Raw genomic sequence first — 14,166 nt, forward strand, 5'->3', positions numbered from 1 at the left:
AACAAAGATAGCACAAACGCAATATGTCCGAAGCTCACGCCCCTGCCAGCCGCTGGCCCCAGTGGATACACCGCCTTCTCAGGCGGGGCTGGCCCAAACGTGTTCATCTAGCGCTGGAATCAGGTTCTCCAGCCTTGCGGGGTGGGCTGCCCGTGCATGACAGCCCACGGTTCTCCATCTGCCTCGCCGGAACAGGCCGCTATGTTGTATTGCGGCAGCAGCGCCTTGTAGTCATTACACTTCAGCGCGGCGACGCCATCATGGCTGCGCCCCAGGCACTGATGGAGCCGCACCCTTCAGCGCACTATCTTGCCATCGGTTTCGTCTTCACGCCTGAGATGACGCGATACCTGCTGGCAAAAAAAGGCCGTGGAGGCCATCGGTTTCTTCAAACTCATCACGACTCACGGGTGCTGGATGAAGACGGCAGGCATTTCTTCCAAGCCTTGCAAAACCGGCGCGGCTCACCACCCGACGACCTCGCCGCACGTCGGCTCGTGGAACTCCTCCTCATCAAGACCGCCGAGATCTCTGAGCAGCCCGAGCCATCGGTAACAAAAGCTGGCAAGGCGCGATTCACTTGGCTGGCCGCCTGCCAGTTCGTGCAGGAAAACCTTCATCACCCCATCGGGCGGCAGGAGGTGGCGGACTTTCTGCATCTTCATCCTAACCACGTCTCCCGGCTGTTCCGCGACTTCAGCGAACAGTCTTTTCTCGATTACCTGCTGCACGCACGGCTGGAACGTGCACGACCTCTGTTGAAGGATCCGCAGCTCAACATCACGGAGATTGCCCATGTCTGTGGTTTTCGTGATGCCAACTACTTCATCCGTTGTTATCGGCGTCATTTTGGCAAATCACCCGGCCGTGCCCGCCTGTCGCATTTCGCATGATCTTTGTCGTGACGACGACGCCGTGTTCTGCGTTAATCTGGTCCCCACAACCGCCCATGAAACCCATCGTTCAAATTTCCCTCGACCTCACCAACATCGACGAAGCGCTCGAAACCGCCGCCCTGGCCATGCGCGCCGGTGTGGACTGGCTGGAAGCCGGAACGCCTCTCATCCTTGCCGAAGGCCTCCACGGTGTGCGCGCCCTGAGAAAAGCTTTCCCAAATACGCCCATCGTCGCTGACTTGAAAACGATGGATGGCGGCTACTTGGAGGCCGAAATGATGGCCAAGGCTGGTGCCACCCATGTTGTCGTCATGGCCCGTGCTCATGCCGAGACGATCAAGTGCGTTGTCAAAGCCGGTGCCGACTTCGGCTGCAAGGTCATGGGCGACAACATGGTCTGCGAAAGCATGATCGAAGGCGCGAAGTTTCTCGAAGACCTCGGCTGCGACTACATCATCCATCACATCGGTTACGATGAGCGCCGGGGCATCGCCGCTGCGGGCAAACGCATGCCGAGCCCGCTGGATCAGCTCCGTGAAGTGTGCAACGCCGTCAAAATCCCCGTCCAGGCAGTGGGCGGTCTCAGCCTGGAGCAGGCCATCAAGTGCCCTCAATACGGTGCCCCGCTGGTCGTCCTCGGCGCCCCTCTCACCATCGACGCCGATGCCTTCAAAACGGCGGACGGCAATCTCGAAGCTTCGCTGCGCATGATTTGCGAAGCCGTGCATGCTCAGGACGTTCCTGCGTTTTAATATTCAACCTCCTTTTCCCAACCATGAAATCCGCCGCCGTCGTCAATTACGCGCCTGAAAAAGGCTCCGTCGAAGTCCGTGAAATCGAAACGCCTACCATCGGCAGCGAGGACGTGCTCCTCGAAGTCGCGAATGTCGGCGTTTGTGGCTCCGATCTGCATCAGTGGACCGCCGACCACTCCTGGCCAGTGAACTATCCGGTCGTGCTCGGCCATGAGTTCGGCGGACGCATCGTCGAAGTGGGCAAGGATGTGGAAGGCTGGAAGGAAGGCGACCGCGTCGTCTCCGAAACCGCCGCCATCATCAGCCCGAACAATCCGATGACGAAGCGGGGACTTTACAACCTGGACCCGACCCGCAAGGGCTTCGGCTACGGGGTCAATGGAGCCATGACGAAGTATGTGCGCGTGCCCAGCCGCATTCTGCATCACGTGCCAGATCAGCTTCCCTTTGAGCAGGCCTGCCTCACGGAGCCCTGCTGCGTGGCCTACAGCGCGGTGGTGAAGAATGCACGCATCGAACCCGGTGACCGAGTCGTCGTGCTTGGGCCAGGGACCATCGGCATCCTTTGCGCCGCCATGGCGCGTCTTTGCGGTGCACAAGTTGCCATCGTCGGTCTGCCGCAGGATGCGCATCGTTTGGAAATCGCGAAGCAGTACGGCTGCGAAGTCATCATCGGCGATGCGAAACCTTGGGCCACCGCCCGCGACGGCCTGGGTTGTGATGGAGTGATTGACGCCGCAGGCGCGAGCATCACGCTCAAGATCGCGCTCGACATCGTGCGCCCTGCCGGATGGATCAGCAAGGTGGGCTGGGGCCCGCAGCCTCTTGGCTTCAACCTCGACCCTCTTGTGCAGAAGAACATCACGCTGCAAGGCAGCTTCAGCCACAACTGGCCGATCTGGGAGCGCGTCATTGCCCTGCTCAGCAGCGGTCAGTTTGATGTGAAGCCGATCATCGGTGGTGTCTGGCCCGTGACCGAATGGCACGAAGCCTTTGAGAAGATGCACAAGGGCGAAGTCGTGAAGAGCGTGCTGCGTCCGGTGTGATCGCCGGCTCATCTCCATTCCTTTGAAATCGCATGAGCATGCGATTTTTGTCGGCTGTGGCACTGTCTTGGGCGAGCACCCCATCGCAGTGCCTGCCAGAAACGGGGCAATGGACCTTCACCCGCTCGGTGCTGGACTTTGTGAAGAAGTTCGTCAAATAGCCTGTGTGATGGACGGCGCACGGCCGTTCTTCTTTCTTCACCCACCACCACCATGAAATCCATTCTCTGTCTCGCTCTCCTGGCGACCTCCGCATTTGCCCTCGATTATCCACGCGCCATTTTCTCGGATGACTTCGCAGCCGACGGTTTTGGCAAGGCCTGGGGGCATTACAAGAGCTCCAGCGTGGTGAAAGACGGCGTGCTGGTGGGCATCACAGCGCCGGAGTCGGATCACGCGGCGGTGGATGTGATCCGAATCGCTCCTGAGACGGATCTGGAAGTGTCTGTGAAGTTCCAGTTCGTCAGCGATCAGGCAAAAGGCTTCAATGTCTGGCTCGATGACAAGGACTACAAAGGCGCTCACGCAGGGCACATTTGCAGCATCTCGGTGAATCCGAAGGCAGTGGTCGTTGCCGACGCCAAGGCTGGCACCTTCAGCAACGACATTTACACACGCAAGAAGACAGTGCCACCCACGCTGACCGCCGAGGACAAGGCCAACATGCTGAAGTGGACGAAGTCGGCACCCACCACGGTGTCGCTGAAAGAGTGGCACACACTCACCGTGCGCACCCAGAATGATGTGGTGGAAACCAGCATCGACGGCAAGGTTGTCAGCACTTTCCAGTCCCCCGGTGTCGCACATGATCACAAGACGGTCGTGAGTCTCACCACCAACCGCATTGACGTGAAGTATGACGACTTCAGCATCAAGGGCGTGGCGAAATAATCAGACGAGTTTCCCTCTCACCAGTTTTTGATCCATTTGGCGCCGAGGCTGGCATTGGCCTCGGTGTCTTTGGATTTGGCCATGACGTTTTTGTCGTCTTGAGAATATGACCAAAGGTCATAGGTGGAGTTGATCGTATTTTTATTTTCGCTGCCGGCCTTGGTGTATTGAAACGGACGACCGAAGGAATCGACGAGGATGTAACTGCCGCCCACCTTGCGCCACATGCCCTCCGGCATATCGGCCATGATGACGTTCTTCATTTCGTCTGTGCTGACCTTTCCATCCGACTGAGGTTCGCCTTTCTCAGCACGTCCGGCTCCCTTGATGGCGTCATAGCCGTCTCCCCGCAGTGCTTGATACAGGCACTTGGCGGCACCGATGCGATAGACCTTTCCGGGCATGATCTCAGCCGTTTCATCTGCATTTACCGGCTCGGGATATTCACCATACTCCTCGTAGTAGCGCTCCAACGCCGCCGCGACAGTCTCCATGGTGCCTTGGGTTACCTGCCGCTTGGAAGAAGCCGGATTCCCGCTACCAAGCACCAAGGCTGCAAGCAAGGCAATGATGCCGATGACAACGAGCAGCTCTATCAGCGTGAAACCATGGCCTTTACGGGTGATTTTCATGGGAAAATGATATGTGGAACCGCAGCTTTCCCCAAGCTTAAAATTATTGACGCATTTCACACAGACTTTGTCGTGGAACTGCAGGGCGTGTCTCCGTTATGCTCACTGTCATGAATCCCAACCCAACCAGCAGTGACCCAAGCACGCGGCGTGCCTTCGTGAAAGCGTCTGCCGTCGCGGCGGTGGCCCCCATGGCAGCTGCGGTGGCGGCGGATCAGTCGTTCGTGAAGGCACCCATGCGCGAGATCGAGACGGATGTACTGGTATGCGGCGGTGGCTGCGCGGGCACGGCAGCAGCGCTGAGCGCCGCCAGGAATGGTGCGAAGACGCTGCTGGTGGAAAAGGCTCCGTTTGCAGGCGGCATCATCACCAGCGTGGGGCTGCCCTACTTTGACGGCATTGCAGACATCAAGACGCATCGCGTGGTCGTGCGCGGTATCGCCCTGGAACTGCTGGCCAAGACAGGCGTGTGCAAGGCGGATGCCAAGGAAATCAAACCGCACAACCCCACGATACCGAACACCTTTGAGTTCAAAGTTCTGCTGGACCGTGAACTGCAGGCCTGTGGCGACAAATTGACCGTGCTGTTCAATTCCTTTGTATGTGATGCGGAGTCAGCCAATGGCCGAGTGACTTCGGTGGTGATCGCCAATAAGGACGGACTGGTCCGCATCAAGCCCAAGGTGGTGATCGACTGCACCGGCGATGCCGATGTGGCGGCCCGTGCGGGTGCGCCCACCGAGCAAAGCGCCGAGGTGCAGCCGCTGACGCTGCATTTCCGAATCGGCAAAGTCCAGCGTGTGCCTGACATCAGCAAGCTCTGCCGTGCTGGGCTGGTGAAAGCGCAGGAGCTGGGAGAACTGCCGCATTTTTACGGGCCGGGCGTGATGTTCATGTATTCCAACGACGAGGTCTACGTACATGGTGTGCGTGTTCCCGCGAATCCCACCGATGCGGCGGATCTGAGCCGCGCGGAGATGCAGGGCCGGGCGGATGCGCTGGCCATGCATCGTGCATGGAAGCGTGACATTCCCGCCTTTGCGGACTCCTATTTTCTCGAAGCCTATCCTTGGATCGGTGTGCGTGAATCGCGCAGGCTCATCGGGCAGCACATTTTGAACGAGAAGGAAATCATGCAGGGCCGCCGCTTTGACGATGCGATTGCCACCGGCTGCTGGTATCTCGATCTGCACCCAAACAAAACCGTGGTCGGCAGTGCGAACGACTTTGATCCGCAGAAAGTGCAGCCAGGGCCGTATGACATTCCGTATCGCTCTCTGGTGCCGCAGCAGATTGAAAACCTGCTGGTCGCGGGCCGCTGCCATAGCGCCACCCGCGGTGCCCATGCTTCCACCCGTGTGACGGTGACCGCCATGGCCCTTGGAGAGGCGGCGGGTTGTGCGACGGCGATGAGTTTGAAACAGAAAACTTCGGTCGCATCGCTGAATGGTCAGCGCGTACGTGAGACTCTCTCCCAACAAAATTCCGGTCCTTTTACTGATTCTTAAAGCATGTCCCGTCTTCAAAACAAAGTCATCATCGTCACAGGCAGCGTCACCGGCATTGGCAAGGCCATCGCCAAGCGCTGCGTCTCAGAGGGAGCCCGCGTGCTTATCCATGGTCTTGAGCAGGATCTGGGAGAGCAAACCGTGGCTGAACTCGGCGCGGAGAATGCCGCTCTCGTCATCAAAGATCTCGCTGACGAAGCCGCGCCGCAGTTGCTGGTGGATCACGCTATCAAGGCTTTTGGTAAAATTGATGCTGTGGTCAACAACGCCGCGCAAGTCGGCACAGGGAACATCCAGACGACGGATGGTGCGTGGTTCCGCCGCATGCTGGAGATCAACTGCGTGGTGCCTTACCTCATCATCCGCGCCGCGCTTCCGCACCTGCGCGAAACGCATGGCAGTGTCATTAACATCGGCAGCGTGAACGCCTACAGCGGCGAGCCCAACCTCATGCCGTACAGCGTCAGCAAAGGTGCGCTCATGACCCTGACCCGCAATCTGGGCGATACGCTCATGCGCGAAGACGGCGTGCGGGTGAACCAGATCAATCCCGGCTGGGTGCTCACGGAAAACGAGGCCAAGCGCAAACGCGAACACGGCCTGCGCGAAGACTGGTATGCCGATCTTCCCAAAGTCTATGCTCCCGCCGGACGCATCCTCTGGCCCGATGAGATCGCTGCCTGTGCGTCATGGCTGCTGGCCGATGAATGCGGCCCCATCAGCGGTCAGGTGTTTGACTTGGAACAGCATCCCTTCATCGGCCGCAATCCACCCAAAGACGCCTCCACCATTCCCTCCAAATAACCACCATGCCCAAACTCGCCGCCTTCCCCAAAGCCTTCATGCAGGCCCTCTGCAAAGAAGGAACCATGACCGTCTCCGAATGGATTCAGCTCGCCGCCAAACTCGATGTGCAGGGCCTTGAATGGTATGCTGGCTTTCTCGAGATGTCCGATGAGAGCAACTGGCCGCGCTTTCGCAAGGAGGTCGAGGACACTGGCAAGGTGATTCCGATGATGTGCTGCTCGCCCGACTTCACCCACCCGGACGCTGCTTTCCGTGACAAAGAGATCGCGAAGCAGAAACGCTGGATCGACATGACGCACACGCTCGGTGGATCGTACTGCCGCGTGCTCAGCGGGCAGCGTCGTCCTGAACTGACGCTGGATGAAGGCGTGAAACTGGCCGCTGAATCCATCTACGCCTGCCTGCCCTATGCGCAGGAACGCGGCATCACTCTGATCATAGAGAATCACTACAAGGACGACTTCTGGGAGTATCCCGAATTCGCGCAGAAAATGGATGTGTTCTGCAAACTCGTTGATGCGGTGAACCACCCGAATTTCGGCGTGAACTATGATCCTTCCAACACCTACCTCGCGGGTGAAGACCCGATTGAGCTGCTGAAGCGCGTCTCGCACCGCGTGGTGACCATGCATGCGAGCGACCGCTATCTGGCGGAAGGTACCATCGAAGATCTACGCAAAGAAGAAGGCGGCGCACAGGGCTATGCCAAGCGCCTGCGCCATGGCGAGATCGGCAAAGGACTCAATGACTACGATGCCATCTTCACAGAACTGAAGAGCAAGGGCTTCAATGGCTGGATCAGCATCGAGGACGGCGTCGATGGCATGGAGCAGCTCGCACGCAGTGTGGAGTTCCTGAAAAAGAAGATCGCCATCTACTGGCCGGAATAAGGCACTTTTGACTCAAATCATTCCCCAAACGAATCAACCATGAAACGCCTCCTGCTCCATCTGAGTCCCTGCCTCGTTCTGATCACCTCCGCACTCCATGCACAGGAACCGGAGCGCATTCGCGATGTCATTTACACCAAGCATGATGGCGTGGCGCTGACCATGGATGTGTTCAAGCCGATGAAGCCAAATGGCGCGGGCATCATCAAGATCATCAGCGGCGGCTGGAAATCGAATCACAATGGCATCAGCGATGGTGGCTGGCCGAAGGCGGGCTACACGACGTTTGTGGTTGTGCATGGTACGCAGCCGCGTTTTCAGGTGGAGGAGATCGTGGCGGATCTGAATCGTGCAGTGCGCTTTGTGCGTGCTCATGCGGCCGACTATGGAGTGGATCCGCAAAAGCTCGGTGTCACTGGCAGCAGCGCAGGCGGGCACCTGAGCCTGATGCTGGCGACACGCGGCGGACCTGGCGATGCGAAGGCGGTTGATCCGATTGACCGCGAGAGCAGCGCGGTGAATGCCGTGGCATGCTTTTATCCACCGACTGATTACCTGAACTGGTTCGAGCCGGGCGACAATGCGGTGGGTATTGGCAAGCTCTCGGCGTATGCGGGGGCGTTTGGTCCGAAGGCGGCGACCGAGGAAGGACGCGCTGCATTGGGACGCGAGCTCTCATCGATCTACTGGGTGCACAAGCGGCAGCCTCCCATCTTCATCGTGCATGGCGATGCTGACCTGCAGGTTTCGATCACACAGTCACAACGCTTTCTCAAGCGCTGCCACGAAGAGGGGGCTGTGTGCGAACTGGTCATCCGCGAAGGCGCGGGGCATGGCGGCTGGCAGGAAATGCCGCAGGACACGGAGCGCATGATCGAATGGTTCGATCTTCAGCTTCTCGATAAGAAGCCGGCCAAGGCGTTCACACTGGATGTGTCTTCCCTGCCCAGCACACCGGTACAGAAAGCGAAGAAGCCTTGAGTTCACTTGGCCTTTATCATGAAGCCCTTTCTCTGCCTCCTCCTTCTCCACATCACAGCTTGGGCTAATGATTCTGCCACACTCGCCGCCCTGCTGGCCAAAGGCGGCGTGGTGACGATTCCGGCTGGGGACTATCATCTCGATGGCAGCAAGCCTCTGCCGTTAGACTCAAACATGACCGTGTTCGCCCATGGGGCCAGATTCATTCTGCCAGAGACACTGCCTGACAAGGCGCGGGCGGTTGTGTTTACTGGAGAGAACATCTCACACTTCACATGGCAGGGAGGGGAGTTTGTGGGTCATGTGTTTGATCCTGCTCAAAAGGAAAATCTGTGGGAGCCCAATGCGAATACCAAGGGCATTGAGATCACCACGACGAAAGAAGGCGGCACGCATGACATTCTGTTTCGCGAAGTGAAGGCCAATGGCATGGCCGGTGCCGTGATCGGAGTGCACGGACAGGCTGGAAAAAAAAGCGAGAGCGAAGTGACGGCCTACGCCGAACGCGTGGCTTTGGAAAGCTGCACACTGCTGCGCAGCGGCAAGTTCATGTGGGACTACGGCTACCTCTGGCAGATCATGACGTGGCCGGAGTCCTACGAGCCATGGGAAGTTGAGCGGGCGAAGAAGTATTTCCGCACCGATCTCATGCGGGAAGTGACCTTCAGCGGCGATCTCGTAAAGTTCGACAACACGAACCGTCCGCTTGCCATCAGCGAAACCGATGAACCCAAAGAAGCACTCACATTCATGGGTGCAGAACTTCCGAAAAACATTGTTCGCGGCCGGCAGTATTTCGTCGTCGAGTCCACGCCGGAACACATCAAGATTTCGGATCAGCCTAAAGGTTCACCGGTTCACTTCGAAGGTGGCGGAAGCGGCAGCCTGGCCTTTAACATCAGCGCGACTTACCTCGCCGCGTATGCTCCGACGGGCAGCGGGCCGGGTAAAGGCGCCTTTGACATTGTGGGTGCCAAGGATGTGCGCGTCACCGGCTGCCAGCTCAGCGCGATAGGCGACACGATGCACATCCAGCGCAGCCGAAACATCATCTTCGCAAACAACCACATCCTCGGCAGCCGCATGGGGGCCTTCTTTCTGGCGGAGTACTGCCAGAACGCCACGATCACCGGCAATCTCGTGGACGGCACGAACGGCTCACGCGTGGTGAGTGTGGAAAAAAGCTGCACAGACGTGACGATGACAGGCAACACCTTTCGCAATGGCGGGCGCGGCGCGTGGATCAACCAGCCCGTCAACTTCGTCATGACGGGCAATGTCTTCGTGAACAACACGACCAAGAACGAGCCCGACATGCGGCGTGGTCGCATCTCCTACCGCACTGCCAAACCGGGAGAGTTTCCGGAACTCTACTTCACGATCTATGAGCCTGGCGCGACCTACGGTCCCATCATTGTGCGCGATAACATCTTCATCCTAGGAGACTCGGCCCCTGCTGAAGCGGTGACCTTTGCACCTAACGGCCATGACTTGCAGTTCACCGGAAACACTTTTCAAAACAAGGCGGCAAGCATCGTCGTGGATCCGAGCTGCAAGAATACCCTGATCGAAAACAACCAGGGCGCTACGACCGTCAGCAAGCCGGTGGATTTCAATCACGGGCGGCGGTGAATTCCGGTCTTACCCGCCCAGCGTCGGCGCGAAACTGAAGGGGATCAGCGGCGTATCGAGCGGCAGCCGGTATTTGTCCGGCTGTGCGTGGTTGTAGGCGCGGGTGGGGTGGTTGATAAAGCTGGCATCTACATGCCCCACATTTTGCACCGCGTGATACACGCCGGCAGGAATGCGCACGAGGCCGCGCTTCCGATCGCTGAAGTACAGGACATTCAATTTCTGATAGGTTGGGGAATCCGGCCGGTCGTCGTAGAGAGCCACACGAAACGAAACGACGGCCATAAACAGCCGGTCGGTCTGCAGGAGGTGTTTGACCCAGCCCTTCGTCTGCCCAGGCCGGATGCTGGCGAAGTAGGCGTAAACCATGGGACCGTCATCAAAGTCCCACGCGGTGCTGTACACCTCGCAGAGATCACCTCGTTCATCGGGATGTGTGACCGCAAGACGCACTTTGACGCCATCGATCAGAGTTTGGACCAGCTGGCCTTGCGGCGTGACGGTTTGCCGGTCAGGCGTGGCGGAAAGTTCAGATTTCATGAATGAAAGTTAAGATTTGGGCGCGAGCCCCTTGCACTTACGGCGGCGGTCAAACACCGTTTTTTTATACCCTCGGAACAGTTTGCCGAAGAAGTCCGCCTTAGCACGGAACCACAGGCCTATCAACGTGCCTGCTGCCTGGAAAGGATGGGTGGCCAGCTCTATCAGCTCTGCTTGTTCAATGTTCTCCCCCGCTTCCAATCTTTTGGTCCATGCCGCCTGCTCATGACAGGGTTTGTCACGATAGACATTCTTTCGTTCAGCCGCAGGCAGTTTCAATACGGTGAGCCGGGGCACAAAGCAAAACACGCCTCCGGCCTCATGCATTCGGACCAGCAAGTCCGCCTCAGGATCCATGGTGATCTCGCGGTAAGACCGCCACCCTCCCACTTTTTGCGCCAGGCTTTTACGATGCATCACTCCAGAAGGAGGAATCCACATGCCGGACTGATAGTGCTGGGGATTGTGCGGCATCAATGCCCGCTTTTGATCCGGCAGAATGAACGAAAGGGCTCCCCAGGCCACATCTGCACCCGCATCCAGGGCGGCCACCAGTGATTCCAGATGGTGCGGCAGCCAGAGATCATCATGCCCCAGATAGGCGATGTATTCGCCCCGTGCGCGCTGGATGCCATCATTGTTCGGCCCGCCCTGCTGCCCGAAGTTTGTCGCCCGATTGTACCAATGCACACGCGGGTCCTGAATGGCGGTCACCACTTGTTCAGAGTCGTCCGTGCAGGCGTCTCCCACCACCCACAGTTCAAAATCCGTCCGCGTCTGGCGCAAGATGCTGCCAATGGAGTATGGCAGGACCGAACTCCAGTTGTAGGTGGCCATTACGACAGTGACTTTGGGTTCTGTATTCACCATCGCGCCCCGATACGCGAACGCCCGGCGTGCGTCAACTTCCCCGGCCCAATTATCGCAGCCGGGTAACAACACACCGCATGAATGCAAAACCGCTCGAAAGACATGGAATGCCTGTGCTATAGGCAGTCCTCATGGCTCTCACCCGCATTTACCTGATTCGTCACGGCGCCACCATTCTGACTGCTGAAGACCGCTTTGCTGGCGCCACCAATGTGCCGCTGTCCGATGAAGGCCGTGCGCAGGCGGGCCGCCTGGCGCAGCGTCTGAAAGGCCTGCCGGTGGCTGCGGTGTACGCCTCACCTCTTGATCGCACGATGGAAACTGCGCGCATTCTGGCGGCTCCGCATCAGCTGGAGGTCCATCCACGTGATGGCCTGCGTGAGATCTCGCATGGCCACTGGGAACAACTGACGCGTGCCGAGGTGGAGCAGCAGTTTCCTGCTGAGGCCTCTGCATGGGATGAAGATCCTTTCACCTTTGCACCCGAAGGCGGGGAAAGCGGCCTCGCGGTAACCGCACGCGCACTGCCGGCCCTTATGGAAGTGGTCAGGCAGCACGAAGGCGAATCATTGATCGTCGTTTCGCACAAGGCGACGATCCGCCTGCTGCTGAGTTCCCTGCTGGGATTCGATCCGCGGCGGTATCGGGACAATCTGGATCAAAACCCGGCTGCACTAAACGTCGTGGACTTCAAAGATCCGGTGCGTGCGCGCTTGATGCTCTTCAACGATACCTCGCATTACTCCGAGGACACGTTGATCAAACCGGACACACCCAAGGCTTGTCTGTCGACCTGGTGGGCGAAATGAACTGGAACTGAATACCCCAGCCCATTTCGAAGATCGTTGCGAAATGGAGCGGCATCTCGACTGTTTTGCTTCCATGAACGACGACCTTCTGCGTGACACCGAACGCTTCCTGCATGAACAGATCCCGCTCACGCAGGCGATGGGTGTGAAAATTGAAAGCTACGACGATACACAGCTCGTGGTGACGGCACCGCTGGAGCCCAATCACAATCATCTTGGCACCGCCTTCGGCGGCAGCCTCAGCGCACTGACCACGCTGACCGGCTACGCCATGCTCTGGCTGCAACTGGGCGACCGCAATGCACACATCGTGATCCGCGAAAGCAACATCCGCTACAAGCGCCCGGTGGGCGGCATGCTCCGAGCTGTGTGCATGAGGCCGGATGAGGCGGCGCTGGCCGCGTTCAAATCAGTCTTCCAAAGCACCGGCAAGGCGCATCTCAAACTCCAGGTGCAGGTCATCCACGCAGAACAAGTCTGCGTGCTGTTTGAGGGGGACTTCGTGGCGCTCCGATAACACTCACAGCAGGAGCGAGGGCACGCCTTCTCACCTGGCTTTCGCCGCGCCCATGTCCACGAGTTCGACTCGGCGGTTCTTCGCACGGCCTTCCTCGGTGGCATTCGTTGCCACGGGAGAAGCGAAGGAAATTCCCACCGGAAACAGCCGCTCTTTGGAAATGCCTTTGTCCGCCAGATTCGCCACCACGGAGTCTGCACGCCGTTGTGACAGGCTGCGATTGTACTCAAAGCTGCCTTCAGTATCCGTGTGACCAACGACGAGCACGCGCAGGTCCGCCTTTTCCTGGAGGAGTTTGGCGATCTCCGCCAGCGTGGCTTCGGAATCCGGGCGGATGGTGGCTTTGTCAGTGTCGAACTGGATGCCGTAGAGTGCCACTTTGCCATTGAGGGTGATCTGGCTGGCCATTTCTGCCGCCTTCACCAGCACCATTTTCTGCTCCATCGGTTTCACCTCGCAGATGTCCACACGCACAAGGGTGCTCTTCTCAGGAACCTTCAGCGAGGCAGCGGTCCAGGAGGCTTCGAATGACCAGACGGAGCAGAACACATCCCCTTCAGGACGTGAGAGGCGGGTCGCAAGGTAGTGCGACTTTGTCTTGTCCGGCCCCTGCATGGCCATGATCTGCGGATGATCCCGGTTCGTGTTCTCCGGAGTCATGCCATAGACTTCCATCGCCAGATTGTCGCCCTTGTTCTTCTCGATCTCCTCGCCGGAGGCACGGAAGAGAATTTCGAATCCTTTTTCCTTCAGTTCATTTTCATACTGGCGCACGCCTTCCAGCGTACCGATGCCCGTAGGCAGATTGTAAAACAGCGTGGTCTTGCGGCCTTCGACCTCCACTTTTTTGAAGGGCTTCATTTTTCCTTCGCCATAATCAAACACGATGCACTCCAGCGCCATCTTCAGCGCGTCGTAGTTCTTCTGTTCATACGATACCAGCGCGGAGCCTTCGTAGCGCTTGAGCAGCGGATGGTCCTTGCCACCCTTCACATCCGCAGCTTGTGCCCCCCCCAAGCACAAACCACAGGCAAAAACAGTGATGAGCAAAGCAGACTTCAGAATTTTCATATGCGGGAAAGTGAACTCACGGCGCCGCCACGCAAGCGAACTCCTTGGATGGAATGCCGAATCTTGAGAGGCGCCGGGCTTGGTTCGCTTTGAGTCTTGGCATTCTGCTTCCTTCAGAGCTTGCAAGAAGTGCGCAGGCCTGCCGTTCAAATTTCCCCATGATTCGAACGACACTTCTCTCTCTTCTTCTCGGCACGGCCTCCCTCGCTGTGGCCGGTCAAACCCTGCCTGAAAGCGCCAAAGTCGGCCAGTTCTACGCCGGCTGCCAAGCCTACACCTTCAAGTCGTTTGATTTGATTACGGCTCTCGAAAAAATCGCCT

At 58.2% G+C, this 14,166-nt stretch carries 16 protein-coding genes; 12 read left to right on the forward strand and 4 right to left on the reverse strand.

Translation table 11 applies throughout. The features are described from left to right. The first annotated feature begins 260 nt into the window (after positions 1 to 260). The 5 genes from WAW39_RS00910 to WAW39_RS00930 are packed head-to-tail and all read left to right on the forward strand — an operon-like array spanning position 261 to position 3,588. A complete protein-coding gene (locus WAW39_RS00910) occupies positions 261 to 893 on the forward strand; it encodes a helix-turn-helix transcriptional regulator (RefSeq protein WP_422314810.1) in 633 nt (210 codons plus the stop codon). Between the two features lie 56 nt (positions 894 to 949). Continuing rightward, entirely contained in the window at positions 950 to 1,648 is a 699-nt protein-coding gene (locus WAW39_RS00915) for an orotidine 5'-phosphate decarboxylase / HUMPS family protein (RefSeq protein WP_422314812.1), read from the forward strand. 23 nt (positions 1,649 to 1,671) lie between these two features. Continuing rightward, positions 1,672 to 2,697 carry a zinc-binding dehydrogenase gene (locus tag WAW39_RS00920; RefSeq protein WP_422314814.1) on the forward strand — a complete coding sequence of 342 codons (1,026 nt, stop codon included), beginning with the start codon at positions 1,672 to 1,674 and terminating at the stop codon, positions 2,695 to 2,697. Positions 2,698 to 2,729: 32 nt separating this feature from the next. Next, on the forward strand, positions 2,730 to 2,858 hold the full coding sequence (locus WAW39_RS00925; protein WP_422314816.1) for a hypothetical protein: 129 nt from the start codon (positions 2,730 to 2,732) through the stop codon (positions 2,856 to 2,858). A 52-nt stretch (positions 2,859 to 2,910) separates the two neighbouring features. Next, entirely contained in the window at positions 2,911 to 3,588 is a 678-nt protein-coding gene (locus WAW39_RS00930) for a family 16 glycoside hydrolase (RefSeq protein ID WP_422314818.1), read from the forward strand. A 17-nt stretch (positions 3,589 to 3,605) separates the two neighbouring features. Here WAW39_RS00930 and WAW39_RS00935 read toward each other — a convergent pair whose 3' ends face one another. Then, positions 3,606 to 4,220, reverse strand: coding sequence for a type II secretion system protein (locus WAW39_RS00935; RefSeq protein ID WP_422314820.1), 615 nt, complete (start codon positions 4,218 to 4,220; stop codon positions 3,606 to 3,608). 110 nt (positions 4,221 to 4,330) lie between these two features. Between WAW39_RS00935 and WAW39_RS00940 the strand changes: the two genes are divergently transcribed. The 5 genes from WAW39_RS00940 to WAW39_RS00960 are packed head-to-tail and all read left to right on the forward strand — an operon-like array spanning position 4,331 to position 10,038. Next, positions 4,331 to 5,728, forward strand: a complete 1,398-nt coding sequence (locus WAW39_RS00940) for an FAD-dependent oxidoreductase (RefSeq protein WP_422314822.1) — start codon at positions 4,331 to 4,333, stop codon at positions 5,726 to 5,728. A 3-nt stretch (positions 5,729 to 5,731) separates the two neighbouring features. Next, the gene (locus WAW39_RS00945; protein ID WP_422314824.1) at positions 5,732 to 6,532 is read left to right on the forward strand and encodes an SDR family NAD(P)-dependent oxidoreductase; all 801 of its coding nucleotides are present in this window, start codon (positions 5,732 to 5,734) and stop codon (positions 6,530 to 6,532) included. Between the two features lie 5 nt (positions 6,533 to 6,537). After that, positions 6,538 to 7,425 carry a sugar phosphate isomerase/epimerase family protein gene (locus WAW39_RS00950; protein ID WP_422314826.1) on the forward strand — a complete coding sequence of 296 codons (888 nt, stop codon included), beginning with the start codon at positions 6,538 to 6,540 and terminating at the stop codon, positions 7,423 to 7,425. Positions 7,426 to 7,464: 39 nt separating this feature from the next. Continuing rightward, positions 7,465 to 8,406, forward strand: coding sequence for a prolyl oligopeptidase family serine peptidase (locus tag WAW39_RS00955; RefSeq protein ID WP_422314828.1), 942 nt, complete (start codon positions 7,465 to 7,467; stop codon positions 8,404 to 8,406). A gap of 18 nt (positions 8,407 to 8,424) precedes the next feature. Then, complete coding sequence (locus WAW39_RS00960; RefSeq protein ID WP_422314830.1) at positions 8,425 to 10,038, forward strand: NosD domain-containing protein; 1,614 nt, start codon at positions 8,425 to 8,427, stop codon at positions 10,036 to 10,038. A 9-nt stretch (positions 10,039 to 10,047) separates the two neighbouring features. On the opposite strand, the gene WAW39_RS00965 is transcribed toward WAW39_RS00960, so the two are convergent. Next, positions 10,048 to 10,578, reverse strand: coding sequence for a hypothetical protein (locus WAW39_RS00965; protein WP_422314832.1), 531 nt, complete (start codon positions 10,576 to 10,578; stop codon positions 10,048 to 10,050). A 9-nt stretch (positions 10,579 to 10,587) separates the two neighbouring features. Then, on the reverse strand, positions 10,588 to 11,448 hold the full coding sequence (locus WAW39_RS00970; protein WP_422314834.1) for a glycosyltransferase family 2 protein: 861 nt from the start codon (positions 11,446 to 11,448) through the stop codon (positions 10,588 to 10,590). Between the two features lie 131 nt (positions 11,449 to 11,579). Between WAW39_RS00970 and WAW39_RS00975 the strand changes: the two genes are divergently transcribed. Together WAW39_RS00975 and WAW39_RS00980 are read left to right on the forward strand one after the other, a co-directional pair. After that, a complete protein-coding gene (locus WAW39_RS00975) occupies positions 11,580 to 12,257 on the forward strand; it encodes a histidine phosphatase family protein (protein ID WP_422314836.1) in 678 nt (225 codons plus the stop codon). Positions 12,258 to 12,330: 73 nt separating this feature from the next. Further along, positions 12,331 to 12,774 (forward strand): thioesterase domain-containing protein, encoded by a 444-nt coding sequence (locus tag WAW39_RS00980; protein ID WP_422314838.1) that lies wholly within the window; start codon positions 12,331 to 12,333, stop codon positions 12,772 to 12,774. A gap of 30 nt (positions 12,775 to 12,804) precedes the next feature. On the opposite strand, the gene WAW39_RS00985 is transcribed toward WAW39_RS00980, so the two are convergent. After that, on the reverse strand, positions 12,805 to 13,845 hold the full coding sequence (locus WAW39_RS00985) for an OmpA family protein (RefSeq protein WP_422314840.1): 1,041 nt from the start codon (positions 13,843 to 13,845) through the stop codon (positions 12,805 to 12,807). Positions 13,846 to 14,166 lie beyond the last annotated feature (321 nt).

The sequence above is a fragment of the Prosthecobacter sp. genome (assembly GCF_049294395.1).
Lineage (GTDB): Bacteria > Verrucomicrobiota > Verrucomicrobiia > Verrucomicrobiales > Verrucomicrobiaceae > Prosthecobacter.

Excerpts from the sequence above, each read along its gene's own strand:
- WAW39_RS00910 (WP_422314810.1), top strand. The coding sequence starts at position 261 with ATGGCTGCGCCCCAGGCACTGATGGAGCCGCACCCTTCAGCGCACTAT.
- WAW39_RS00915 (WP_422314812.1), top strand. The coding sequence starts at position 950 with ATGAAACCCATCGTTCAAATTTCCCTCGACCTCACCAACATCGACGAA.
- WAW39_RS00920 (WP_422314814.1), top strand. The coding sequence starts at position 1,672 with ATGAAATCCGCCGCCGTCGTCAATTACGCGCCTGAAAAAGGCTCCGTC.
- WAW39_RS00925 (WP_422314816.1), top strand. The coding sequence starts at position 2,730 with ATGAGCATGCGATTTTTGTCGGCTGTGGCACTGTCTTGGGCGAGCACC.
- WAW39_RS00930 (WP_422314818.1), top strand. The coding sequence starts at position 2,911 with ATGAAATCCATTCTCTGTCTCGCTCTCCTGGCGACCTCCGCATTTGCC.
- WAW39_RS00935 (WP_422314820.1), bottom strand. The coding sequence starts at position 4,220 with ATGAAAATCACCCGTAAAGGCCATGGTTTCACGCTGATAGAGCTGCTC.
- WAW39_RS00940 (WP_422314822.1), top strand. The coding sequence starts at position 4,331 with ATGAATCCCAACCCAACCAGCAGTGACCCAAGCACGCGGCGTGCCTTC.
- WAW39_RS00945 (WP_422314824.1), top strand. The coding sequence starts at position 5,732 with ATGTCCCGTCTTCAAAACAAAGTCATCATCGTCACAGGCAGCGTCACC.
- WAW39_RS00950 (WP_422314826.1), top strand. The coding sequence starts at position 6,538 with ATGCCCAAACTCGCCGCCTTCCCCAAAGCCTTCATGCAGGCCCTCTGC.
- WAW39_RS00955 (WP_422314828.1), top strand. The coding sequence starts at position 7,465 with ATGAAACGCCTCCTGCTCCATCTGAGTCCCTGCCTCGTTCTGATCACC.
- WAW39_RS00960 (WP_422314830.1), top strand. The coding sequence starts at position 8,425 with ATGAAGCCCTTTCTCTGCCTCCTCCTTCTCCACATCACAGCTTGGGCT.
- WAW39_RS00965 (WP_422314832.1), bottom strand. The coding sequence starts at position 10,578 with ATGAAATCTGAACTTTCCGCCACGCCTGACCGGCAAACCGTCACGCCG.
- WAW39_RS00970 (WP_422314834.1), bottom strand. The coding sequence starts at position 11,448 with ATGGTGAATACAGAACCCAAAGTCACTGTCGTAATGGCCACCTACAAC.
- WAW39_RS00975 (WP_422314836.1), top strand. The coding sequence starts at position 11,580 with ATGGCTCTCACCCGCATTTACCTGATTCGTCACGGCGCCACCATTCTG.
- WAW39_RS00980 (WP_422314838.1), top strand. The coding sequence starts at position 12,331 with ATGAACGACGACCTTCTGCGTGACACCGAACGCTTCCTGCATGAACAG.
- WAW39_RS00985 (WP_422314840.1), bottom strand. The coding sequence starts at position 13,845 with ATGAAAATTCTGAAGTCTGCTTTGCTCATCACTGTTTTTGCCTGTGGT.